Annotated in this window: 17 protein-coding genes; 10 read left to right on the top strand and 7 right to left on the bottom strand. The window is 46.9% G+C overall.

Annotated features, from left to right (window positions below; genetic code table 11):
• Window positions 1–15 precede the first annotated feature (15 nt).
• From Q1A23_RS03880 to kduI, 7 genes are all read right to left on the bottom strand, one after another.
• Window positions 16–681, bottom strand: a complete 666-nt coding sequence (locus tag Q1A23_RS03880; RefSeq protein ID WP_299819730.1) for a bifunctional 4-hydroxy-2-oxoglutarate aldolase/2-dehydro-3-deoxy-phosphogluconate aldolase — start codon at window positions 679–681, stop codon at window positions 16–18.
• Window positions 682–700: 19 nt separating this feature from the next.
• Window positions 701–1,717, bottom strand: coding sequence for a sugar kinase (locus tag Q1A23_RS03875; protein ID WP_299819727.1), 1,017 nt, complete (start codon window positions 1,715–1,717; stop codon window positions 701–703).
• 1 nt (window position 1,718) lies between these two features.
• Window positions 1,719–3,152: a glucuronate isomerase gene (uxaC, locus tag Q1A23_RS03870; RefSeq protein ID WP_299819724.1), complete on the bottom strand. Its 1,434-nt coding sequence runs from the start codon at window positions 3,150–3,152 to the stop codon at window positions 1,719–1,721.
• A 122-nt stretch (window positions 3,153–3,274) separates the two neighbouring features.
• Entirely contained in the window at window positions 3,275–4,702 is a 1,428-nt protein-coding gene (locus Q1A23_RS03865; RefSeq protein ID WP_299820104.1) for a tagaturonate reductase, read from the bottom strand.
• A gap of 192 nt (window positions 4,703–4,894) precedes the next feature.
• Window positions 4,895–5,923, bottom strand: coding sequence for a LacI family DNA-binding transcriptional regulator (locus Q1A23_RS03860; protein WP_299819722.1), 1,029 nt, complete (start codon window positions 5,921–5,923; stop codon window positions 4,895–4,897).
• A gap of 41 nt (window positions 5,924–5,964) precedes the next feature.
• Window positions 5,965–6,750, bottom strand: a complete 786-nt coding sequence (locus Q1A23_RS03855; protein WP_299819720.1) for a gluconate 5-dehydrogenase — start codon at window positions 6,748–6,750, stop codon at window positions 5,965–5,967.
• Window positions 6,751–6,759: 9 nt separating this feature from the next.
• On the bottom strand, window positions 6,760–7,599 hold the full coding sequence (kduI, locus tag Q1A23_RS03850; RefSeq protein ID WP_299819718.1) for a 5-dehydro-4-deoxy-D-glucuronate isomerase: 840 nt from the start codon (window positions 7,597–7,599) through the stop codon (window positions 6,760–6,762).
• Between the two features lie 555 nt (window positions 7,600–8,154).
• On the opposite strand from kduI, the gene Q1A23_RS03845 reads away from it, so the two are divergent.
• From Q1A23_RS03845 to Q1A23_RS03795, 10 genes are all read left to right on the top strand, one after another.
• Window positions 8,155–11,349, top strand: a complete 3,195-nt coding sequence (locus tag Q1A23_RS03845; protein ID WP_299819716.1) for a TonB-dependent receptor — start codon at window positions 8,155–8,157, stop codon at window positions 11,347–11,349.
• A 19-nt stretch (window positions 11,350–11,368) separates the two neighbouring features.
• Window positions 11,369–13,159 carry a RagB/SusD family nutrient uptake outer membrane protein gene (locus tag Q1A23_RS03840; protein ID WP_299819714.1) on the top strand — a complete coding sequence of 597 codons (1,791 nt, stop codon included), beginning with the start codon at window positions 11,369–11,371 and terminating at the stop codon, window positions 13,157–13,159.
• Between the two features lie 22 nt (window positions 13,160–13,181).
• The gene (locus tag Q1A23_RS03835) at window positions 13,182–14,825 is read left to right on the top strand and encodes a DUF4957 domain-containing protein (protein WP_299819712.1); all 1,644 of its coding nucleotides are present in this window, start codon (window positions 13,182–13,184) and stop codon (window positions 14,823–14,825) included.
• Between the two features lie 100 nt (window positions 14,826–14,925).
• Window positions 14,926–16,230: a DUF4861 domain-containing protein gene (locus Q1A23_RS03830; RefSeq protein ID WP_299819710.1), complete on the top strand. Its 1,305-nt coding sequence runs from the start codon at window positions 14,926–14,928 to the stop codon at window positions 16,228–16,230.
• A 61-nt stretch (window positions 16,231–16,291) separates the two neighbouring features.
• Window positions 16,292–17,683: a pectate lyase gene (locus Q1A23_RS03825; RefSeq protein ID WP_299819708.1), complete on the top strand. Its 1,392-nt coding sequence runs from the start codon at window positions 16,292–16,294 to the stop codon at window positions 17,681–17,683.
• 9 nt (window positions 17,684–17,692) lie between these two features.
• Window positions 17,693–18,640, top strand: a complete 948-nt coding sequence (locus Q1A23_RS03820; protein ID WP_299819706.1) for a pectinesterase family protein — start codon at window positions 17,693–17,695, stop codon at window positions 18,638–18,640.
• A 27-nt stretch (window positions 18,641–18,667) separates the two neighbouring features.
• Entirely contained in the window at window positions 18,668–19,900 is a 1,233-nt protein-coding gene (locus tag Q1A23_RS03815) for a glycoside hydrolase family 88 protein (RefSeq protein ID WP_299819704.1), read from the top strand.
• Between the two features lie 123 nt (window positions 19,901–20,023).
• Window positions 20,024–21,010, top strand: a complete 987-nt coding sequence (locus Q1A23_RS03810; protein ID WP_299819702.1) for a pectinesterase family protein — start codon at window positions 20,024–20,026, stop codon at window positions 21,008–21,010.
• 21 nt (window positions 21,011–21,031) lie between these two features.
• The gene (locus Q1A23_RS03805) at window positions 21,032–22,744 is read left to right on the top strand and encodes a T9SS type A sorting domain-containing protein (RefSeq protein ID WP_363322023.1); all 1,713 of its coding nucleotides are present in this window, start codon (window positions 21,032–21,034) and stop codon (window positions 22,742–22,744) included.
• A gap of 57 nt (window positions 22,745–22,801) precedes the next feature.
• Entirely contained in the window at window positions 22,802–24,451 is a 1,650-nt protein-coding gene (locus Q1A23_RS03795; protein WP_299819700.1) for a glycoside hydrolase 43 family protein, read from the top strand.
• The last annotated feature ends 5 nt before the right edge of the window (window positions 24,452–24,456 follow it).

Genomic DNA, 24,456 nt, shown 5'->3' with positions numbered 1-24,456 from the left:
GTGTATATCAGGCAATTAATTTGTTCTGCATTCCTGCACCAGGGCCAGGGCTTCTTGTGTTAAGGTATAAAGTTGATCGTACTGCTGACCTGCCAAAACGTCTTTACTTATCAGTTTTGATCCCATGCCTACTGCACAAACGCCAGCCTTGAACCAGGTGCTGATATTTACTTTATCGATCTCCACGCCACCAGTCGGTATAAACAGCTGGCCCGGAAACAACTCTTTGATAGATGAAATAAAAGCTGGCCCCAGAATGTTAGCAGGGAAAATCTTGATTAAAGCGGCATGGTGCTGCTGTGCCACATGTACCTCAGTAGGAGTGAAGCAGCCTGGTATCCAAAGCATATCTGCCTCGCGTACCAGGTCTCCTACAGCCGGGTTCACGATAGGGCAAACAATGTAATCAGCGCCAGCCTTAAGAAAGCTGTTCGCTTCTTCGGTTGTTTTAATTGTGCCGATGCCTAACTGCAGGTCAGGGCAAGCCGTTTTCAACTCAGCTTTAAGGTAAGTAAAGTTATCTAGAGCAGCGGCACCACGGTTGGTGTACTCTAGTGTTTTTATACCTGCGCTGTAAAGTGTCTTTACAATCTCAAGGCTTACTTCTGCATCCTGGTAAAAGAAAAGGGGAAGTAAACCTTGCTGTAGTATAGCCTGTAGTGCGTCTTCTTTTTTTGTCATTGTAGTGGTGGTTTATACGTTAGCGCTGCAGCCTTCCGGAAGTGTCTCCGTTTAGCAGCATTTCCACTTCTGCTACTGTTGCCAGGTTTGCATCTTCCAGTATAGTATGTTTTAGTACAGAGGCAGCTACTCCAAAATCAATTGCCCGTTGGTCATCATCAAACTGGAGCATGCCATAAATGAAGCCCGCCATAAACGCGTCTCCGCCCCCAATTCTGTCTATAATCGGGTTTATATCGTAGGTGGTGGTGGTGAGTAGCTGCTTGCCGTTATAAAGCATGCCTGATAAGGTGTTATGCGAGGCGCTTATACTTCCGCGGGTAGTGTTTATAACCTTTTTTACCTTTGGGAAGCGCTCCATTATCTGGCTGAATACATCAATGTAAGATGCTTCGTCTTCACTTTCTTTCGACTTGATGTTCAGAATGTCTTTCGCATCGCTTTTGCCCGACACAATAATGTCGCAACCGGCAATTAGGTCTGGCATCACTTCGCTGGCTTTTTTGCCATACTGCCACAGGTTCTTGCGGTAGTTAATGTCGGCAGAAACTGTAATGCCCATGCTATTTGCTACCTCGATGGCTCTTTTGCAACTGGCCGCCGCACCCTCAGAGATGGCTGGCGTGATGCCTGTCCAATGAAACCAGTTGGCTCCCTCTAAAGCGCGTTCCCAGTCTATCATATCCACGTCAAGGTCGGCAAAGGCCGAACCTGCGCGGTCGTAAATTACTTTGCTGGCTCTTACGCTGGCACCAGTCTCCAGAAAGTATAAACCCAAACGATTACCGCCATACACAATATGCTGTGTATCCACGCCATACTTGCGCATCAGGTTAGAGGCAGAACGCCCAAGCTCATTGTCCGGAAAGCGGGTTACGTGGGCAGCACCCACGCCAAACTGGGCCAGCGACACGGCAACATTAGCCTCGCCGCCGCCATAGGTTACATCAAAAGCATCTGATTGAATAAAGCGGGCAAAGCCAGGCGTAGACAATCGCATCATCACTTCTCCGAAGGTTACTACTTTATGTGCCATCTTAGAAGTTAAAGTATGATTTAGCATTATTATAGCAGATATTCTCCACCATCTGGCCCAGCCACTTCATTTCGCTTGCCGGCAGTTCACCATTTTCCACGTCATTGCCTATCAAGTTGCACAGAATTCTTCTGAAATACTCGTGGCGAGGGTAGGAGAGGAAGCTGCGTGAATCGGTAAGCATACCTACAAAGCGGCTTAGCAAGCCCATGTTTGATAGCGCGTTCATCTGGCGCTCCATGCCGTCTTTTTGGTCCAGGAACCACCAGGCAGAGCCGTACTGTATTTTGCCTGGCGTGCTGCCATCGTTAAAGTTGCCAATCATGGTGGCATACAGTTCGTTCTGGCTTGGGTTCAGGTTGTAAAGTATAGTTTTTGCTAACTGGTCTGAGTTATCCAGCCTGTCCATGAACTTAGCCAACGAGCTGGCCACATCAAAATCACCGATTGAGTCAAAACCTGTATCAGGTCCAAGCTCGCGCATCATGCGGGTGTTGTTGTTGCGCAGCGCACCCAGGTGGAACTGCTGTGTCCAGTTTTTAGAATGATCCAGCAGCGCCAGCTCCACCAGCATTGCCGATTTATACTTTAGCGCTTCTTCTTTAGTAAGGGCTTGCTTGTTAAGCGCCTTCTCAAAAATGGCGTTCACCTCTTCGGAAGTATACTCGGCAGTATAAATTGTCTCCAGGCCATGGTCTGATAAGCGGCAACCGTTCTCGTGGAAGAAATCGTGCCGTTGCTTAATCGCCTCCACTAAGCTACTGTAATTATTAATCTCCACGCCTGATGCTGCTGCCAGCTTTTGCAGGTATGGCAGGAAAACTTCCTCGTTGTCAATAAAAACAACTTTATCAGCACGGAAAGTAGGCAGTACCTTTACCTCAAAACCGTCAGCTTTTATCTTTTGGTGATGCTCCAGGCTATCAATAGGATCGTCGGTGGTGCAGATAATCTCGACATTCATTTTGCGCAGAATTCCTCTCACACTAAATTCGTCTGTCTGCAGCATTTCTGAGCAGGCGTCATAAATTTCACGCGCTGACTCAGGCTTCAGAATCTTCTCTATTCCGAATGGCTTTTTCAGTTCCATGTGCGTCCAATGGTATAATGGGTTGCGCATGGTATAAGGTACCGTTTCAGCCCATTTCTCGAATTTCTCAAAGTCTGGTGCATCGCCGGTGCAGAAGCGTTCCGGTATACCGTTGGTGCGCATGGCACGCCACTTGTAGTGGTCGCCTTCCAGCCAGATCTGCGTCAGGTTCTTGAATTTTCTGTCGTTGGCAATATCCTCCGGCGACAGGTGGCAATGGTAATCGATGATGGGCATGTGCTTAGCATGCTCATGGTATAACTTACGGGCAGTTTCTGTTTCTAAAAGAAAGTTCTCGTCCAGAAAAGTTGCCGCGGTTTTTGTTCCTTGTTCAGAAGTAATCATGTTTCGATGTACTTTATACTTGACCGTGTTTAGTTTAAAGCTGCCATCGGTTAGGTGTGGCTAACCAATGGCTTTTGCAGGCGGTCGAAACCTGTGGCTTTAATAATTCTTATACTTCAGGGTTATGAAGATATTTCAATGTTTTCTGCCTTTTGCAGTAATTCCAGCTGCTGCGCCACAAATGGCTCCAGTCCTTCTATTCGGGTCAAGTCTGTTCCCCAAAAGTCTGTGTTAGCTAATACTGCATGCGTTACTTCCGCTGCATTTTCGCTTTGCCATACTTTTTCAAAGAAGCTAAGCACTTCAGGAGTATCGTTAAGCGGAATTGTTTCGCCGTTGTACTTGCCTTTGTAGAAAAGTATGAGTGCCGCAAGCGATGTAAGCAGGCGCTCAGGCAAGGTGCCTTGTCTGTTATAATACTCCAGTACAGATGGGAGCACACGCACTTTATACTTGGATATGGAGTTAAGCGCAATTGAAATTAATTCGTGGCGTATAAACGGGTTCTGGAAGCGCTCAATCACATCGTTCGCAAACTGCTCCAGTTCCTCCGCCGAAAGATCAAGGGTAGGAATAATCTCCTCGAAAATTGCCTCACGTATAAATTTTCCTGCTTTCGGGTCTTCTACTGCCTCGCGAACGGTGCGTAGACCCTCCAGGTAAGCAACAGGCACTAAGGCCGTATGGGCACCATTCAGGATGCGTACTTTGCGGGTGCGGTAAGGCGTCAGGTCCTCTACAAACTTCACCTCCAGGCCAGCTTTAGCTGTCGGGAAAGCTGCCTGTACTTTGGCAGGCGCCTCAATCACCCATAGGTGGAAAGGCTCTGCTTTTACCACTAAGTTATCTTCGTAGCCAAGTTCAGCTTGAATTTCATTTATGTTATCCTTCGGGAAGCCCGGAACAATGCGGTCTACTAAGGTATTGCAGAAGGTATTGTGCTCTTCTATCCAGGCGGCAAAAGCCTCAGGTAACTGCCAGTAGCTGGCATATTGCAATACAGCCGCCTTAAGTGCTTCACCGTTTTTCTCGATCAGCTCGCAGGGGATAATGTTCAGGCCTTTATCAGCTGCTCCGTTAAAGTGCTGATAGCGGCGATACAGAAGGGCCGTTAACTTTCCTGGGAAACTGCTTGGTATGGTAGTGAAGTCTTTGTCAGCATCGTCAAAAGCGATACCGGCTTCTGTTGTGTTAGAGATAACAAACTCCAGCGCAGGGTTTTCGCCAAGGGCTAAGTATGCGCTATAGTTCTTGTAAGGGTTGGTTGCTCCTTCTACACAGCTGATGAGGCGTGTAACCTGCGTTTCTTTGCCACCCTGAATGCCGTTTAGTAGAACATGGTATAACCCTTCCTGCTGCTCCAGCATGTGCACTATCCCGAACTCAAGTGGTTGCACAATGTGTACGCTGCCGTTAAAATCTGTCTTTTCGTTCAGTACGTCTATTATCCAATCTACAAACCCACGCAAAAAATTGCCTTCTCCAAACTGTAACACCTTTACAGGCTGTTTCATAAGTATACCTGCTGTGTTTCGATTTAATGTCCTCATCATGCTGTGTAATTATCGGGTAAGCTGTACTAAGCCGGATAGATTGTTGCTACTACTTTGGCAGCTATACCTTGTGTTGCTATAATTTAAATATAAGTATAATTCCCTGAATCTGTGCAATCGATTGTACAGATTTACGCATCGATTTTTATAAAGGAGCTTTATTATTTTAAAACTTAACTACTAGTGATTTTATCGCTTTTTTAATGAAGATTGCCTGATGATGATCTCTGGCATCAGTACAGTACGCTGCGGTACAAACTTCTTGTCTTTAATTTTAAACTGCTCAAAGAAAAGCTCTGCGGTGATGTTGCCCATCGTTAAGCTAAGCTGGTCTACAGTTGTTAAAGGCGGATCTGTAAAGGATGTAAACGGTTCATTACTAAAGCCAGCCAGCGCTACGCGTTCCGGAATGGCAATGCCCCTTTCTTTTAACACCTGCATGGCACCCATGGCGCCATAGTCGCTTGCCGAGAAAATCGCATCAGGCAGGTCGCCGGCCTCAAACAGTTTTTCCATACTTTGGCGGCCACCTTCTAACTGCAAGTTGCTGGATATAACCAGGTTTTCATCGAAAGGGATGCCATTATCCAATAAGGCATCGGTGTAGCCTCTTAAACGTTCCCTGAAAATGCTGATCTTTTTGGGGCTGGTAAAGTGGGCTATACGCTTGCAACCCTGCTGTATCAGGTGCTCTACAATTTTATAGGAACCCAAGTAATCGTTTATGCCTACCTGGCTTACGTCAAGTTGGTCTGTTGTTCTATCAAAAAGCACCAACGGAAGCCCTGACGCCAATACCTTTTTGTAATGGCTGAAATCCTCTGTGTCTTTGCCAATAGAGGCAATAATGCCATCTACGCGTGCATTTAAAAGCGCATCTATGGTCTGTACTTCTTTCTCGTAGCTGTCGTAAGACTGGCAGATGATAACCTTATAATTCAGCTTATTGGCAATTTCTTCTATACCCCTTACCACCGAAGCAAAAAACTTCCTGTCAGCGGTAGGTACAATAACTCCGATAATGTGGCTTTTGCCGTTTCGCAAGGCAGCAGCAATGTTGTTCGGCTGGTAGTTTAGCTGTTTGGCAACTTTCAGGACCGCTTTCCTAGTGTCTTCGCTGATGCGCGGATTGTTGTTTAACGCACGCGAAACTGTAGAAGCCGTGATGTTCAGCTTCTCTGCGATGTCCTGTATGGTGATTTTAGTTTTAGTTGCCATTGCTTTTAGATGTGCCCCAGGGTAAAGAAGCGTTAAATTTACTATTCATTGCTGGGTTTACCAATGGTTGCCAGTATTCCCCCGTCTACATAAATAATTTGCCCGTTTACGAAATCGCTTGCTTTACTGCCCAGGAACACCACGGCACCGCCTAAATCTTCTGGGTTGCCCCAACGGCCTGCCGGTGTTCTGCTGATAATGAACTCATTAAACGGATGCCCGTCTACGCGTATCGGAGCAGTCTGGTCTGTAGCAAAATAGCCCGGTCCGATGCCGTTTACCTGTATGTTATACTTTGCCCATTCGGTAGCCAAGTTGCGGGTAAGCATTTTCAAACCTCCTTTTGCTGCTGCATAGGCCGAAACCGTGTCACGGCCCAGTTCACTCATCATGGAGCAGATGTTTATAATCTTGCCACCCTGGCGGCTTATCATGTACCTGCCTACAGTTTTGGAAAGTATAAAAGGAGCTGTTAAATCCACATCCACCACTCTCCTGAAATCTGCCACCTCCATCTCTAATGCAGGTGTACGCTGTATCATGCCGGCATTGTTCACAAGTATTTGGATCGGGCCAACCTCCTCTTCAATACGATCAATGTTTTCCTTTACCTGCTCCTCGTTGGTTACATCAAAAAGGTAGCTGTGCACCTCAAAACCGTCTTGCCTGTAGTTTTCCAGGGCAAGCTGCATTTTGCCGGGGGTGTTGCCATTAATCACTAAAGTAGCACCGGCTTTGCCCAATGCTTTTGCCATGGCCATGCCAAGGCCGTGTGTGGCTCCTGTGATAAGGGCGACCTTCCCCGTTAAGTCAAATAGCTCTTTCATGGCTTTATCTTACTTTAGATCAGTTATGGCAACTTTATCCATATCGTTGTAGTCGAGGTTTTCGCCGGCCATACCCCATATAAAAGTATAGTTAGATGTGCCTGCACCGCTATGGATGGACCATGGTGGCGATATGATGGCTTGGTTGTTTTTTACCCAGAGGTGCCTGGTTTCATCAGGCTCTCCCATAAAGTGGCATACTGCCTGGTCCTCGGGCAATTCGAAGTAGAAGTAAGCCTCCATTCTTCTGTCGTGGGTATGCGCTGGCATGGTGTTCCATACGCTGCCTGTTTTCAGTTCTGTCACGCCCATCTGCAGCTGGCAAGTCTGCACAACCGAGTTGATAAGCACTTTGCGTATGGTTCTGTGGTTTGAGTTATCCAGGGAGCCCAGTTCTACCGTTTCGGCCTCATCCAGCGATACTTTCTTTGTTGGGTAATTACGATGGGCAGGGGCAGAGTTAAAGTAAAATTTAGCCTCTCCGTTAGCTGCCGGATGGAAGATTACCTCTTTAGTACCCATGCCTATATATAAGGCCTCTTTGGGGGCAAGTATAAAACGGGTGCCCGCTACAGTTACCGCACTCTCTGACCCCACGTTGATTATTCCGAGTTCTCTCCTGTCCAGGAAGTTTTCGGAGCGTAATGTTGGGAACGTTTCTAGTGTTACATCCTGGTCTACCGGGTTGGCGCCTCCTACTATCAGGCGATCATGCATAGAATAAACAACGCTGATGCCGTTTGCCTTAAAAAGATTCTCTATCAAAAAGTTTTCTCTCAACTTAGCAGTATCGTAGCCCTTAAAATCTGCCGGATGAACGGCATGGCGTGTGCTGTGGTGTATGCTCATGCTTTTGTAGGTTTTCTCGTTTGATCACGTAATATACGTAATATGTGCAAACGATTACACAAAATCAGAAAAAATATGCTGTAACAACCTTGTAATTGTATTAATCATTTATTTGCGTTTTCTTGTCTATTGTTAAGAGATTGTGTTGTTTGTTATGTGTTTGTTAATTATTAACCTCATATTTTGAAAATTAGCTAAAATTTAAGCTGTTGCAAATCGTTGCGCTAAAGAATTTTTAAAGCTGCGCGTTTTGGAATTGTAAACAAATTATTAAAAAATATTTATGCAAACGTTTGCGCAAAGTGTTTTTTTTAACGTACTTCAAAATGTGGGAGAGGCCCCTTAGTGGGTTTTGTGTAGCGATTCGTGATGTCCGGGAGAGTGGGAAGATGCCCAGGTGCCTGAAGAGGCCCGGGCGCTGTGAAAAGAAGAGATTGCCTGTAGGTGTTACTCCATTTGTTTGTAAACCTGCATTAGTACAAGAGTATTATCATAACCTGTTCTATACCTTAAAAACATAACTAGCCAATTATGGAGCATTTCTTACTCAAAAGGATGAAGTATCTATTTATAGTGCCTTTGTTCTTTATCGCAATCACAAGCGTGGTTGCCCAAAGCCTGACTGTTACCGGCAAGGTAGTAGATGAAAAAGGCGTTGGGTTGCCAGGCGTTACCGTTCTTCAAAAAGGATCTGCCTCGAATGGCACCGCTACAAGTATAGATGGAAGCTATACGATTACTGTTCCTAACAGCAATGCAGTTCTAGTATTTACATTTGTAGGTTACCAGCGCCAGGAGATCCAGGTTGGTTCTAAAACTACGCTCAATGTTTCGCTTGCTCCAGACGATAAAGTGTTGGAGGAAGTAGTGGTTATTGGTTATGCTGAGGTTAACAGACGAGACTTAACTGGTTCTGTTTCTTCTGTTGGGGCCAAGCAGTTAAAGGATATTCCAATTAACTCTGCTGCTGAGGCGCTTGCTGGCCGTCTGGCCGGTGTGCAGGTAACGGGTTCTGAGGGCACACCCGATGCCAATGTGCAGATTAAAGTGCGTGGTGGTACCTCTATTTCGCAGGATAACTCTCCATTATATGTAGTAGATGGTATACAAGTAGAAAATGCACTTTCTGTGCTGTCTCCGCAGGATATCGAATCTATTGATGTGTTGAAAGACGCATCAGCAACAGCAATTTACGGCTCGCGCGGTGCAAACGGTGTTGTTATCATCACTACCAAAGGTGGTAGAGAAATGAAAACGACGGTTAGTTACAATGGCCTTTTCGGTGTTAGGCAGCTGGCAAATAAGCTGGACGTTATGAACCCGTATGAGTTCGTAAAATACCAGTACGAGCGCAGCCGCGGCAACTCTTCTGCAGAAACTACATTCCAGAATACATACGGCACCTTCGCAGATATCGAGCTTTACAGAAATGCCCCATTCGTTGACTGGCAGGACCAGGTATTCGGAAGAGATGCCATTATGCAGACACACAACGTAAGTGTAACAGGCGGTACTGCCGAGACGCAGTTTAACTTAAGCCTTACTTCAAATAAAGAAGAAGGTATCATGCTTGGCTCTGATTTCGACAGAAAGCTTGTAAACTTCCGATTTGACCACCAGTTAAGCAAAATAGTAAAAACCGGCTTTAACGTGAGGTATAATGATACTGATGTTAATGGTGCCGGTACAGCCACAGAAGGCTCTTCTTCGGTAAACAGATTGCGCCACAGCGTGAAATATCGCCCGTTATTGATGGGAGGCCAGGGTTTATATGATTACGACCAGGATTATGCAGAGGAAACAAACTCCAACAGCCTTGCCCTCGTTAACCCGCTTTTGCTAACTGAGGCAGAGTACAGAAATAACAGAAGAACCACAACCAACCTGAACGGTTACGTAAGCCTAAACCTGACAAACTACCTGACTGTAAAAAGTACATTAGGTGTGGATTTAAACAGGTTCCGTACCGATGTCTTTAACGACTCTATCACGTCTATATCAAGACAAGTTGGTTCAGGTAAGCCAATGGCATCTATTGATACGCGCAGCAGAAGCGTACTTACGAATTCAAACGTTATTACCTTCTCTAACAGCAAACTGAAGACCGCATTTAGTGAGCGTAACAACATCAACTTTATGTTAGGCCACGAGATCGTGAACGAGAAAAGCGAGTCTTACTATATTGAGAACCGTTCGTTCCCGTCTTTCACACCTGCTGAGACGGCTTTGGCCAACATGACACTTGGTGCGAACCCTCAGATACCTCGCTCTTTTGAGGAAGAGACAAAGTTGCTTTCTTTCTTCTCAAGGCTTAATTATTCTTTTGATGACAAGTACTTAGTAACGCTGACAATGCGTGCTGATGGATCTTCTGTGTTTGAGGGAGACAATCAATGGGGGTACTTCCCTTCGGCTTCGGTAGCCTGGCGCGTGCTGAATGAAAACTTTATGGAGCGTTACAGAAATATATTTAACGACCTTAAATTCAGAGTTAGTTACGGTACAGCTGGTAACAACAGAATCGATCCTAGCTTGTTCAGCACCTTGTTTGAGCCAAGCGCATACTATGGCTTAAATAACCAGCCGGTAACAGCGTTCAGGCCAGCAGCTTTAGGTAACCCTTTCCTGAAGTGGGAAACTACTGTATCCAGAAACATCGGTTTGGACATGGCATTCCTGAACAACCGCGTGCAGGTTACAATTGATGCATACAAGAATACTACAGAAGACCTGCTTGTACGGGCGCCAATTGATCCAACCTCAGGGTATGATGGCCAGATGCAGAACATAGGCAACACTTCTAACAGAGGGGTCGAATTGCAGATTACAGGCGTGCCGGTAACGAACAGAAACTTTACCTGGAACACAAGCTTTAACCTGTCCTTCAACAAAAACAAGATCGATAAATACGGGCTAGTGGATTTCGCTACCTTCCCATCTGGTTGGGCGGGCTCTAACGCCCCTCATGATTATGCGGTTCTTGTAGGGCAGTCAGTAGGTACAATGTGGGGCCTTGTAAACGATGGCTTCTATACTTTAGATGACTTTAATTATGAGAACGGTGTCTATACTTTAAAAGAAGGTATTCCTAGCAACAAAGATATGACTGCTCTTGATCCTGCGCCAGGTGTAATCAAGTACAAAGACCTTACTAACGACGGCATTGTAAATGATAAAGACAGAACAGTAATCGGTAACTCACAGCCGGATTTCTTTGGTGGCTTAAACAACCAGGTTACTTACAAAAACTTCGACCTGAGCGTATTTGTGAACTTCCAGTATGGCAACGATGTGCTTAACGCCAATAAGCTGGAGTTTACTAGCGGTTATACTACAAACTCCAACATGCTAAGCATGATGAACAACCGCTGGAGAAATGTGAACGATGCAGGCGAGGTGGTAACAGAACCTGCTGCGCTGGCAGAACTGAACAAAGATGCCACACTATGGTCTCCGCTTACAACGTCTACATCATTCTATGTTAACTCATGGGCGGTAGAAGATGGCTCTTTCATCCGAATCAATAACGTAACGTTGGGCTATACTTTACCGGCAAACCTGTTGGCTAAAGCAAGAATAAGCAAGCTGCGCGTGTACGGTACAGTAAACAACCTGAAGGTATTTACAAATTATTCAGGTTACGATCCGGAGGTAAGCACGCGTCGCAGCAGCCCGATCACATCTGGTGTGGATTACTCGGCATACCCTAGAAGCCGTGCCTTTATTTTTGGTGTAAACCTGACAATCTAATTTTAAAGTCTTTTCATACATGAGAACTAATAAACTATCTAAATTTATACTTAGTGCATTACTCGTTGGTGGCATGAGCTTTTCGGTGTCATCGTGTAAAGACTATCTGGAAGTAGAACCCGTTTCGTTGTTCGGACCAGACTATATTTTCAGTAATGTAAGCAGCGTGCAGAAGCAGGTGCTGGGTATATACTCCACGTTAGCCGGCGACAATGGCTACGGCATCAGGCTAAGCATGTACTATACCTTGGACGACGACCTGATGATGGGACAAGGTGCAACGCCTTTCCCTGATAACGAGCGACGCGATATTGCACACTATACAGTACAGCCAAGTAACACACAGCTGGCAAACCCTTTCAAGCAGTTGTACCAGGGCGTTGAGCGTGCTAACCTTGCCATCTATTACATTCCGAAAATGGAGATGTACACCAGCGGTACCGAAGCGCAGAAAAAGGAACTTCGCAGGTTACATGGTGAGGCACTTACCTTAAGAGCGCAACTCTACCTGGAGCTTATCCGCAACTGGGGAGATGTGCCGGGGCGCTTTTTGCCTGCCGACTTAGTAACAGAATCCTTTTTGGGCAGAACAGACCGCGACGAGATTTACGACCAGTTACTGGCTGACCTTGCTGAGGCAGCAACCCTGGTGCCGTGGAGAGGTGAGTTATCCGCCAGAGACGAAAGAATTACACAAGGTGCTGTTCGCGCGTTACGCGCCCGTATCGCCTTGTTCAGAGGTGGTTACTCTTTAAGGCTTAACCGCCAGATGGAGCGCCCTGCAAATTACCAGGAGTTTTACAAAATCGCCAGAGATGAAAGTAAAGCGATCATCGATCGCAACGATCACCGCCTGAACCCAAGCTACGAAGCCGTGTTTAAGGAAGCGATTGCTGCCGGAAGAATAGAGCCAAACGGCGAAGTTATATGGGAAGTAGCCATGGCGGGCGGTAGCAGCGCACTTGGCGATAGCAAGCTGGGTTACTACAACGGGCCACGCTTAAACGGTAGTACTGGTAATGGCGCCCTTACAATTCTGCCAACATACTTTTACTCCTTTGATCAGAGCGACTTGCGCCGCGACGTAACTGCAGCGCCTTACAACATTAGCTCTGCTGCCATCATACAGCCACGCTCGTTGCAAACGATGGTAGACGGTAAGTTCAGACGCGACTGGATACCAGGCATGATGACATCAAATGCACAGTATTTTGGACTGAACTGGCCCCTTATCCGCTACTCTGATGTGCTGTTGATGTTTGCCGAGGCCGAAAATGAGCTAAGCGGACCAACAGCAGATGCTTACGAAGCAGTTAACCAGGTAAGAAGGAGAGCCTTTGGCAAGCCTATATTTACAGCTGATGCCGCAGTAGACCTATCTGCTGGTTTAGGCAAGCTGGATTTCTTTAACGCTATTGTGCAGGAAAGAGCCTGGGAATTTGGCGGCGAAGGCATCCGTAAGTATGATTTGATCAGGTGGAACATGCTGGGCCAGCGCCTCAGCGAAACCAAAGCCGAGCTTGCTGCCATGGCTGCACAGCAGGTACCTTACCAAAACCTGCCATCTACCATGTACTTTAATACCAAAGCAACACAGGTCGAATGGCTTAACTCGCTTTATGCCCCGGTTCCTAATCCAGCGCCATCAGGTGCCGATATTAGTAGTGTGCCATGGGTGGGCAGCGGTATCACCAACACTATTCTTACTTACTATGCAGTAGGGTTTACACCAAACAAGAGTGAGTTAATGCCGCTGCATACCACCATTGTTGATGCTAATCCGAACCTGAAGCAAGAGTACGGTTACTAATTAATTCATGATGATCACGGATATGAAAAAGATATATAACAACAGAACATTAGCAGGGCTTTTCCTGGTGCTTTTTGTTTCTCTTACGGCAGTATCATGTAAAGATGACAAGGAGCTGGAGGAGTTTCAGCCGGAGCGCGTATTTACCCCGGTAAACGTGAAAGCCGCTAACGGAGAAACACAAGCCGTTATTACCTGGAACCCGTCGCTTTTTACGCAAGGCAAGGGCGCAACCTATACTGTAGAGGTATCAAAAGACCAGGCATTTGGCTCAGTAGATTTCTCGATGCATACTGACACAGCGCAGGCGATAATAACGGATGAAAACGTTGAGATAAAGCAGCCATACTATGCCCGCATCAGAGCAAATGCATTGGGAACTGCAGCGGCTTCGAACTGGATCACCAGCCCGGTGTTTACTATAACAGGCGAGCAGATTTTCCTGGCGATAGCTGGCCCGGACATAAAAGACAAATCAGTTTTGCTGCGTTGGAGGGAGACAGCCGGTTTAACCAAGATTGTACTTACACCGGCTAACGGCAATCCCACAGATTATGCCATTACTGCAGAAGAAATCGAGGCAAGCGGAAAAACAATTACTGGCCTAACACCTAACACAGCATACACGGCAGTAATATTTGCAGGTAACAAGAACAAGGGTACTATAACTTTCTCTACAAAAGAGCCAAGCATTTATACGGCTACGGTAGCAACGATAGATGAGCTGAAGGCAGCTATCGAGAATGCAGCTCCCGGTGATGTGATTGGCCTTGAGGATGGGGCATATGATCACTCGGCTTCAAACATCATCATTAGTGAGAAAAATATTACATTACAGTCAATATCTGGCAACCCGGCCAACACCATTGTGCACTTTAAAGAAATTACCCTGAAAGGCAATGGAGCAGGTGTGAAGCTAGCAGGTATCGGTTTTGACGGTACAACGGCTGGTGCGGATTACTTCCTGAACCTGACTGGCCTTAACTCGGATGGCGAAGCCGCAAACTTCACATCTATTGTAGTAGAAAACTGTACGGTTAACTTTACGAAGAACTGTTTTATGCGTGCAAACCGTGGTTCTGCCAACGCGCACAAGATTGAAAGTATAACAGTTAAAAACACAGTAGCGTCGAACAACGGAACAGGATCGTACCATTACTTTATGCTCGATAAGCTGGAGTTTAAGACGCTTACTATCGAAAGCTCAACGTTGTATAATTCAGGCAGAGCATTGATCAGCTGGGCAACGAACATGACAGTTCCTACCAAGCCAACTGTGATGATCAACCAGGCAACGATCAATAACTTTGGTTTTGCAGGCAGAAACTATGTGCTGTTAGATGCAAACGCAAATGCGATCAACTATACTTTGCAGAACAGCATTGTAGCCAACACACCAAAAGACGGTACCATTGGTACAAGCTTTGTTCGCGCCAATTCAGATGGCTCAACGGTAATTGTAAGAAACAATAACTTCTTTAAACTACTGGATGGTTCTAACCCACCTGTAGAGGTAACCTTCCCGAGCTTTGTACAGCTGTCAGATAATAAATTCATTGATCTGGGTTGGACAGCCAGCACGACAACGTTTGAACTGCCAGCTAACCCAGAGATAAGAACTGCCAGCGTAACAGGCGGCCCTATCGGAGACCTGAGATGGTGGTAGCCAATTTTAAACTAGCAGGGCAGCAACTATGGCTGCCCTGCTAGTTTAAAATTATAGCTATTCAATTTTATACTTAAATACTGCAATCCGATTTCAAAAGATGAGTTTTAAGAAATTAAGCCAGGGTATTTCTAGTTTTAAAGTATGGCTGCTATTGCCAATGCTCTATGCGGGCATGGCATCTGCCCAAAACCTTAAAAAAGAATTCCCAAAATCGTTTACTGTTACTGTAACTAACCCGCTGGGGCAGGAGCGTGAGAACGTGGCAGTATTTATACCTGCGCAAGAAGTAAAAGCCGCAACAGGTAACTTTAACCCAAAGGCATTTGTAGTGCTGGACGGCAAGAAAGAAGTTGCAAGCCAATACAACCTGAAAGATGCTGAGCATAAAGGCGTGGTGTTGGTACTGGATAAACTGAATGCAAAAGAAAAACGCAACCTGACTGTTCGATATAAAGAGCAAGGTATAAGTGAGCGGAACTACACAAAACGCACCCAGGCTGAGATTTCCCATAAAGTTGGCGGTGAGTTTAAAGACAGGAAGTACATTGGCGGCGAATTTAAGAATGTAGACTCGCTTAATGTACCTGCCGAGCACACCGATCATTCCTACTACATCCGTTACGAAGGCCCAGGCTGGGAGTCTGATAAAGTAGGTTACCGCTTTTACCTGGACTGGCGCAATGCAACCGATGTATTCGGTAAAACAACACCGGATATGGTATTGCAGCAAGTGGGCCTTGATGGGTTTGATTCTTACCACGAATTGCAGCCTTGGGGTATGGATGTGCTTAAAGTAGGTAAATCGTTGGGTGTGGGTACATTAGCCATTGTAGATAAAGGCCAGGCCATACGTGTAGATAAAACAGACAATGTAGTAAGCAAGGTAACAGAAAACGGCCCTGTATATTCTTCTATCCAAACAAACTACGACAATTGGAAAGTAGCTGGATTAACATTGGATGTACAGTCGCAGCTAAGTATACACGCCGGCACCAGGCTTACCAACCACCAGGTAAAGGTAACAGGCGGTACACCGCAAAACCTGAGCACCGGTCTTAATAAAGACAAAGCAGCCAAGGTATTCACCCAAAAAGGAGATGCCAGCAGTTGGGGCTATCTGGCAAGCTACGGCAAGCAAAGCCTCAACAACGACCAGCTAGGTATCGCAGTACTTTTCCGGCCACAGGATTTCCAGGAATTTACTATTGATGCTAACAGCCATGTAGTTAAACTTACTCCAACACAGGGTAAACTGCAGTATTACTTTCTATCGGCCTGGGAGCTAGAGCCAGACGGCATTAAAACAGAAGAAGAATTTATAAAATACCTGAACAAAACTGCTCAGGAGCTTGCAAACCCGGTGCAGGTAGAAGTGCAGGGCAGCAAGCAGGCAAAACGCTGATACTGTAGGTGTTTATCAGGGTAGCATAAGTATACTTTAACGCGCTTTCAAAGTGAAGAAAATGATCATAAATAGTGCATTGTTTGGTTTAGTAATACAGTTGATATGCGCTGCTGGCTGTACCACGCAGCCGGCAAGCGTATCTTCTGAAAGTATAACCGAGGCAACGGCAGATAAACCGTTGGCTTTTCCGGGGGCAGAGGGCTTTGGCAAGTATACAACCGGCGGCCGCGGTGGCCAGGTGGTATATGTAACTAACCTGAACGATGACGGAGAAGGCAGCTTACGCGATGCGATCCAGAAAAAGGGGCCGCGTACTATTGTGTTTGCCGTATCGGGTACTATCGCTTTGGAAAGACCTTTAGATATAAACAACGGTGATATAACCATTGCAGGACAGACAGCGCCCGGCGATGGCATTACCATACGTAACTACCCGGTAAGTATAAAAGCAGATAACGTTATACTTCGTTACTTACGCTTCAGGATGGGGAACACCACCGGTCAGCAGGCTGATGCGCTTGGTGCCAATAAAGGCAACAGCAACATTATAGTAGATCATTGCTCTATGAGCTGGGCTACCGATGAGTGTGCTTCTTTTTACAGGGGAAAAAACTTTACGCTGCAATGGAGCATTATTTCTGAAAGCTTAAATAGCTCGGTGCACGAAAAAGGCGACCATGGGTATGGCGGCATCTGGGGAGGCGAAGGAGCTTCTTTTCACCATAACTTATTAGCTAGCCACAACAGCCGTAACCCTCGCTTCAGCGGTTCTAAAACCACCCCTAACTCCGAAGAAGAACTGGTGGACTTCCGGAACAATGTGATCTTTAACTGGAAGAGCAACAGCATTTATGGCGGCGAAAAAGGCAAGTATAATATTGTAGATAACTACTTTAAGGCAGGTCCGGCTACTTCTAAATCACGCAGAAACAGAATAGCAAACCCGTGGCAGCCCTACGGTAAATTCTACGTGGCAGGTAATTATGTAGATGGCTTCCCGGAGATAACACAAGATAACTGGGCAGGGGGGGTGCAATGCGACCACCCGGACTCTACGAAAGCAGCAACTATGTTTACCGTTGAGGCTATACCATCACACAATGCGCAGCAGGCATACGAGCAGGTATTGGCTAATGCCGGTGCAAGCCACAAGCGTGATGCCGTAGATACCCGCATTATAAGTGAAGTCAGAAGCGGTAACCCAACCAACGGCAAAAACAAAAACGGCATTATCGATTCGCAGGAAGATGTGGGTGGGTGGCCAGAACTAAAATCCGAAGTTGCCCTTAAAGACAGCGACAAAGATGGTATGCCGGATGCCTGGGAAGCAAAGTATAAACTGAGCCCGAACAGCGCAGAAGATGCTGCCAAGTATACGTTGGATAAGCAGTACACGAACATAGAAGTATACTTGAACAGCCTTGTGCCAACAAAGCAACAGCTAAAATAACCTGTACCCGTGAAAAAAATAATTGCCCTTCTTGTTATCGTTTTAACGTACCTTCAGGTGCATGCGCAGCAGGCAAAGCTGGTGGTGGCGCAGGATGGCAGCGGCGATTATACTTCGGTGCAGGCTGCCGTAGACGCCGTACCGGCCTTCCCGGTTAATGGTGTAGAGATATTTGTGAAGAACGGCACCTACCGCGAAAAACTAATTATCACATCCTGGAAAACCAACATCACCCTGATCGGAGAAAGCAAGGAGCACACCATCATCACTTGGGACGATCACGCTGGCAAAGGCGACATCAACACCTTTACCTCTTACACCGTGCTGGTGCAGGGCAACGACTTCAGAGCAGAAAACATCACGTTTGAAAACACAGCTGGCCCGGGAGTGGGGCAGGCGGTGGCGCTGCACGTAGAGGCGGACCGTTGCGTGTTCAAAAACTGCCGTATTATCGGGGACCAGGACACACTATACGCAGGCGTAGCCAACAGCCGCCAGTACTACATCAACTGCTACATAGAAGGCACTACAGACTTTATATTTGGTCCGGCTACAGCGGTTTTCGAGAACTGTACCATCCATTGCAAAAAGAACTCTTACATTACAGCAGCCTCTACACCACAAGATAAAGCCTATGGGTTTGTTTTCTTAAATTGTGATGTGACAGCCGCTACCGATGATCTGAAAGTATACCTGGGCCGCCCATGGAGGCCTTTTGCCAAGACGGTCTTCCTCAATACAAAACTAGGCAAACATATCAGGCCTGAAGGCTGGCACAACTGGAGCAAACCAGATGCAGAGAAAACCGCTTTTTACGCAGAGTATAAGTCCAAAGGGCCTGGAGCTTCGCCTGAAACACGCGTAGCATGGGCAAAGCAATTAAGCTCGAAAGATGCTAAAAAATATAAGCCAGAGCTGGTGCTGGCAGGAGATGATAAGTGGCAGCCCGTTAAATAATTGATCAAAGTATAATTCCTGAATAAAATGAAATTTACAAGATACGCCTGTTTAGTATTAGGTTTGATGGCAGCAGCCTGCAAGCCGGGAGAGCCTACTGCAACAACTGCTTCTGGAGTAAATCAACCAACAGCCAAAGCGTGGTCGGTACGCATGGCAGATTCTGATATAAAGCGCAACCCGGAAGGTTGGATGATCGATTTCAGGCCAAAACCAAAATGGGATTATACGCAAGGCCTCTTTGCCAGCGCCATCGAAAGAGTGTATGAAAAAACAGGCGATAAGAAGTATCTGAATTACATTCAGGCATTTGCTGATACCATGATCAGCGAGAATGGCACCATCCTGACTTATAAGAAGACTGATTACAACATTGACCGCGTGAACCCGGGCAAGTTCCTGATGGAGCTGTATAAGGAAACTGGTAATGAAAAGTATAAGCTAGCTTTCGAAAACCTGCGCGACCAGATGCGCACGCATCCACGCACAAAAGAAGGCGGATTCTGGCACAAGAAAATTTACCCGCACCAGATGTGGCTGGATGGTTTATACATGGCCTCTCCGTTTCTGGCGCAATATGCTGTAGAATATAACGAGCCTGCTTTATTTGATGATATTGCCAACCAGATTGTACTGGTAGACAAGTATACCTGGGACGCTGAGAAAGGCCTGTGGCGCCACGGCTGGGACGAAAGCAAAGAGCAGAAATGGGCAGACCCGGTAACAGGGCAGGCGCCAAATGTGTGGGGCCGTGCCATGGGCTGGTATGCCATGGCTTTGGTTGATGTGCTGGACTACTTCCCGAAAGACCATCCGCGCCGTGCCGAGATACTGCAGATCACAAATAAGATGGCCAATGCGCTGGTAAAGTACCAGGATAAAAATACAGGGCTTTGGTACCAGGTAGTGGACCAGGGTGGCAGAGAAGGTAACTATTTAGAAGGTTCGGCCTCTAGTATGTTTACTTACTTCCTGGTTAAAGCTGCTAAAAACGGTCACATCGACCAAAAGTACCTGCAGGCTGGTAAGAAGGGTTATAGCGGCATTATCTCCAACCTGATCAAGGAAAATGAAGACGCTACGATCAGCATCACCAATGTTTGTGCTGTAGCCGGCCTGGGCGGCGATCCTTACCGCGACGGTACTTATGAGTACTACATCAACGAAGAACGCCGCGACAACGACCCGAAAGCAGTAGCACCTTTTATCATGGCATCGCTGGAGCTGGAGGAATTAGGTACGGCCTCTGCTGCTAAGTAGGAAATTCACAGTACCTCATTTTGTCATTTCGACCCTCGGGAGAAATCTGAAATATTGCATGACTGTGTAATGATCCAGATTTCTCACGGTGTTCGAAATGACAGCTTAAGCATAAAACAAAGTATGAAATTACGCAGCATCTATACTTTATACTTCACAGTTATACTTTGCCTATTTGTACAACAAGTGCAGGCGCAGCAGTACGATTTTGTAGTGGCTAAAGACGGTAGCGGTGATTTTAAAACAGTACAGGAAGCCATCAACGCGGTACCCGATTTCAGAAAAAATCAGACTACCATCTTCATTAAAAAAGGCACTTACAAAGAAAAGCTGACGCTGCCAACAACCAAGCCTAATGTAAAATTTGTAGGAGAAGACGTAAAAAGCACAATTCTTACTTACGACGACTACGCCTCTAAAAAGAACCGCTTCGGCGAAGAAATGGGCACCACAGGCTCTACCAGCTTCTATGTGTTTGGCGATGGTTTTACCGCAGAGAACATCACTTTTGAGAACAGCTCTGGTCCGGTAGGGCAGGCGGTGGCGGTGCGTGTAGACGGGGACATGGTGATGTTCCGGAACTGTCGCTTTCTGGGTTTCCAAGATACGCTGTACCCACACGGCGAAAAGAGCCGGCAGTACTACAAAGACTGCTACATAGAAGGCACCACCGACTTTATTTTTGGCTGGTCTACGGCTGTGTTCGACAACTGCGAGATCTACAGCAAAAAAGGCGGCCAGTACATTACAGCAGCCTCCACCTTACCCGAAACGGCCAACGGTTTTGTGTTTCTGAACTGCCGCCTGACAGGAGATGCTCCTGCTAAATCAGTTTACCTGGGCAGGCCCTGGAGACCCCATGCTAAAACGGTTTTTATCAACAGTTACCTGGGCAACCATATCAACCCGGAAGGGTGGCACAACTGGAACAAGCCTGATGCGGAGAAAACCAGCTACTACGCGGAGTATAACTCCAAAGGCCCTGGAGCAAACGCTAAAGCAAGAGTAAAGTGGGCGCACCAACTCACAGCAGAACAGGCCCAAAAGTATACGTTGGAGCAGATTTTCGGAGACTGGACACCGGGTACCATAACAGCATCAAATAAATAATCAGACCTACAGCACTAACCTATGACCTCTACCTCTACACAAACCAAAAGTATAAACCTGCTCCGCTTGCTCCTGCTGCTGTGTTTTATACTTTGCTTAAGGCAGCTACAGGCGCAGCAGCTGGCTTTTCCGGGGGCAGAGGGCTTTGGTAGGTACACTACCGGTGGTCGTGGCGGTAAAGTAATTAAAGTGACCAATTTAAACGATTCAGGAGCCGGAAGTTTAAGAGCTGCCGTTGCTGAGTCAGGTGCCAGAACGATTGTGTTTGACGTAGCTGGAAACATCAAGCTGAACAGCAGAATCGTGATCAAAAATGGGGGCCTGACCATTGCAGGGCAAACTGCCCCCGGTGACGGCATAACAATACAAAACTACGAGATGGTAGTGGATGCCGATAACGTGATAATCCGCTACCTACGGTTCAGAATGGGCGATCTTACCCGAAATGAGCAGGATGCCTTGTGGGGCAGGTATCGCAAAAACATCATCATCGATCATTGTTCTATGAGTTGGTCTATCGACGAATGTTCCTCGTTTTACGCGAACCAGAACTTTACCATGCAATGGTGCCTGCTGGGCGAAAGCCTGAACAAGTCGTTTCACGAAAAGGATAACCATGGGTATGGGGCGATCTGGGGAGGCGACAAGGCTACATTCCACCACAACCTGCTGGCACACCACAACAGCCGTAACCCGAGGTTTAATGGCGGAGGGCGCTCTGGTGTAAGTAATGGCCCTTTCTCAAATGAGCATGTTGATTTCAGAAACAACTTGATCTATAACTGGATGGGGAACAGCGCGTACGGTGGCGAGAACGGAAACTACAACATCGTAAACAACTACTACAAACCAGGCCCCGCCACACCCTCCAGCCGTAACAAGCGCGTTATGCAAATCTCTTTTGAGAGCAATGCTACTTTTGGTCCCGGGTATGGGAAGTTTTACATAGACGGAAACTTTGTGCATGGTAATGCCTCCGTTTCAGCAAGCAACTGGGCAGGCGTAGATTACGACAGCGGCATCCCAACTGCAGACAGAGAGAAAGCAAAATTAACTACACCTATAGAGTATCATATGGAAACCGTGCATACAGCACAGCAGGCGTATGAGGCGGTGCTGGAGCAGGCTGGGGCCAGCTTAAAACGTGATGCCGTAGATGCAAGAATTGTAGCCGATGTGCGCAATGGTGCAGCTACGTTTAACGGATCTAAAACAGGTTACCGCGGTATCATCGATTCGCAGGAGGATGTTGGTGGCTGGCCCGTGCTGGCTACAGGTACCGCACCAACAGATACAGACGGAGACGGTATGCCTGATGCCTGGGAAACTGAACATGGCCTGAACCCAAACGACTCTGCTGACAGGAATGGCGACTACAACGGCAACGGCTATACCAATCTGGAGAAGTACCTTAATTCGTTGGCAAACCAAACAGTAACCGGCTTACCTGATTATTCTCAAAAGTATGGTGTGGCTGTATATCCGAATCCGTTTACCAGTTATACTTCCATCAGCTTTAAAGTAAAGCAGGCGGCACAAGTATCGGTGAAAGTACTGGATGTAACGGGCAGGCAGGTAACCACTTTAATGGAAGCACAGGCAGCGCCGGGTTCTTATGAGCTAACCTGGGACGGGAAGGACATGAAAAAGAATAGCCTCAGAGCCGGCTTGTACTTCTGCGTCATTCAATTGGGACAGGATAAAATTGTAAAGCGAATAGCGCTGTCAGAATAAAGCATGACGATAAAGTATAAAATAGCATCTGTCGCTTTAACAGCACTTACCTGTTGTATGTCAGTTTCCTGTGCGTCGCAGCAAAGTATAGCAACAGTTGCTACTACTCAAGCAACGGTGCAGGTGTCGCAGGTGTGGGTGGCTGATAAAGGCGATGGAACCTACCAGAACCCTATACTTCATGCCGATTACTCCGACCCGGATGTGTGCCGCGTGGGAGATGACTACTACATGACCTCCTCCAGCTTTAACGCCATACCTGGCCTGCAGATACTGCACTCCAAAGACATGGTGAACTGGAAAATTGTTGGCTATGCCCTTACTCGAAACAAACCGCTGGAGCACTTTGCAAAGCCACAGCATGGCAATGGCGTGTGGGCACCGGCTATCCGTCACCATAACGGTGAATTTTACATTTACTGGGGCGACCCGGACTTCGGCATTTACATGGTGAAGACCAAAGACCCTGCAGGGGACTGGGAAGAGCCGGTGCTGGTAAAGGAAGGCAAAGGCCTGATAGACCCTTGTCCGCTCTGGGACGAAGACGGCAAAGCTTATTTAGTGCATGGCTGGGCAGGTAGCAGAGCAGGTATCAAAAGTATACTTACCGTAAGCAAAATGAGCCCCGACGGCACCATACTGCTGAACGAAGGGGTGATTGTGTTCGACGGGCACGATAACCACCCGACAGTAGAAGGACCTAAGTTTTACAAACGTAACGGCTACTACTACATATTTGCTCCGGCAGGTGGTGTGGCTACAGGCTGGCAACTGGTACTACGCTCTAAAAACATACTTGGCCCTTACGAAGAGAAAATCGTGATGGACCAGGGCAGCACAAGTATAAACGGACCTCACCAGGGAGCTTGGGTAACCACTCCGGCTGGTGAAGATTGGTTCTTTCACTTTCAGGATGTGGAAGCCTATGGCCGCATTGTTCACCTGCAGCCCATGAAGTGGGTAAACGATTGGCCGGTAATAGGAGAGGACAATGACAGCGATGGGAAAGGCGAGCCGGTGATGGTGCACAGGAAGCCAAACGTTGGCAAAGTATACCCAATAGCTACACCACAGGATTCTGATGAGTTTGATGGCAACCAGCTGGGGCTGCAATGGCAATGGCACGCAAACCCAAAAAGCACCTGGGCATTTCTGAATCCGACTAAGGGGCAGCTGCGCTTGTTTACTGACCAGATGCCGGAAGGCGCTAAAAATATTTGGGATGTACCAAACCTGTTGCTACAGAAGTTCCCGGCAGAGGAGTTTACCGTTACCACAAAGCTTAAATTTACGCCAAACCCTAAGCTGCAGAACGAGCGCACAGGCTTGCTGGTAATGGGCGAGGATTATGCTTATATAGGTTTGGTGAGTAAATCAGACGGTTTATACTTAACTTACAATACAGTAACTGCTGCTCACAAAGGCAGCCCGGAAAAAGAAGAACTGCTAGGCAAACTCAACAGCACCGAAGTATACTTTAGAGTACAGGTAAGCAAAGGTGGCAAGTGCCAGTTTAGCTACAGCGAAGACGGAACTGCTTTCAAAAGTATAAATTATACTTTTACCGCCCAACCAGGCCGCTGGATAGGAGCCAAAGTTGGCCTCTTTGCCACAAGGCAGGATAAAATCAACGACTCCGGTTTTGCAGACTTCGACTGGTTCAGAGTGACACCGGTTACATCAAACAACTATCAGACTCAGAAATAAACAGC

It is taken from the genome of uncultured Pontibacter sp. (assembly GCF_947492645.1).
Lineage (GTDB): Bacteria > Bacteroidota > Bacteroidia > Cytophagales > Hymenobacteraceae > Pontibacter.
Note: the sequence above shows the minus strand (reverse complement) of the source record. Positions and strands in the feature narration are given on the sequence as shown.

Excerpts from the sequence above, each read along its gene's own strand:
- Q1A23_RS03795 (WP_299819700.1), top strand. The coding sequence starts at position 22,802 with ATGTCAGTTTCCTGTGCGTCGCAGCAAAGTATAGCAACAGTTGCTACT.
- kduI (WP_299819718.1), bottom strand. The coding sequence starts at position 7,599 with ATGAGCATACACCACAGCACACGCCATGCCGTTCATCCGGCAGATTTT.
- Q1A23_RS03865 (WP_299820104.1), bottom strand. The coding sequence starts at position 4,702 with ATGAGGACATTAAATCGAAACACAGCAGGTATACTTATGAAACAGCCT.
- Q1A23_RS03855 (WP_299819720.1), bottom strand. The coding sequence starts at position 6,750 with ATGAAAGAGCTATTTGACTTAACGGGGAAGGTCGCCCTTATCACAGGA.
- Q1A23_RS03880 (WP_299819730.1), bottom strand. The coding sequence starts at position 681 with ATGACAAAAAAAGAAGACGCACTACAGGCTATACTACAGCAAGGTTTA.
- Q1A23_RS03840 (WP_299819714.1), top strand. The coding sequence starts at position 11,369 with ATGAGAACTAATAAACTATCTAAATTTATACTTAGTGCATTACTCGTT.
- Q1A23_RS03875 (WP_299819727.1), bottom strand. The coding sequence starts at position 1,717 with ATGGCACATAAAGTAGTAACCTTCGGAGAAGTGATGATGCGATTGTCT.
- Q1A23_RS03805 (WP_363322023.1), top strand. The coding sequence starts at position 21,032 with ATGACCTCTACCTCTACACAAACCAAAAGTATAAACCTGCTCCGCTTG.
- Q1A23_RS03815 (WP_299819704.1), top strand. The coding sequence starts at position 18,668 with ATGAAATTTACAAGATACGCCTGTTTAGTATTAGGTTTGATGGCAGCA.
- Q1A23_RS03825 (WP_299819708.1), top strand. The coding sequence starts at position 16,292 with ATGATCATAAATAGTGCATTGTTTGGTTTAGTAATACAGTTGATATGC.
- Q1A23_RS03845 (WP_299819716.1), top strand. The coding sequence starts at position 8,155 with ATGAAGTATCTATTTATAGTGCCTTTGTTCTTTATCGCAATCACAAGC.
- uxaC (WP_299819724.1), bottom strand. The coding sequence starts at position 3,152 with ATGATTACTTCTGAACAAGGAACAAAAACCGCGGCAACTTTTCTGGAC.
- Q1A23_RS03860 (WP_299819722.1), bottom strand. The coding sequence starts at position 5,923 with ATGGCAACTAAAACTAAAATCACCATACAGGACATCGCAGAGAAGCTG.
- Q1A23_RS03810 (WP_299819702.1), top strand. The coding sequence starts at position 20,024 with ATGAAATTACGCAGCATCTATACTTTATACTTCACAGTTATACTTTGC.
- Q1A23_RS03835 (WP_299819712.1), top strand. The coding sequence starts at position 13,182 with ATGAAAAAGATATATAACAACAGAACATTAGCAGGGCTTTTCCTGGTG.
- Q1A23_RS03830 (WP_299819710.1), top strand. The coding sequence starts at position 14,926 with ATGAGTTTTAAGAAATTAAGCCAGGGTATTTCTAGTTTTAAAGTATGG.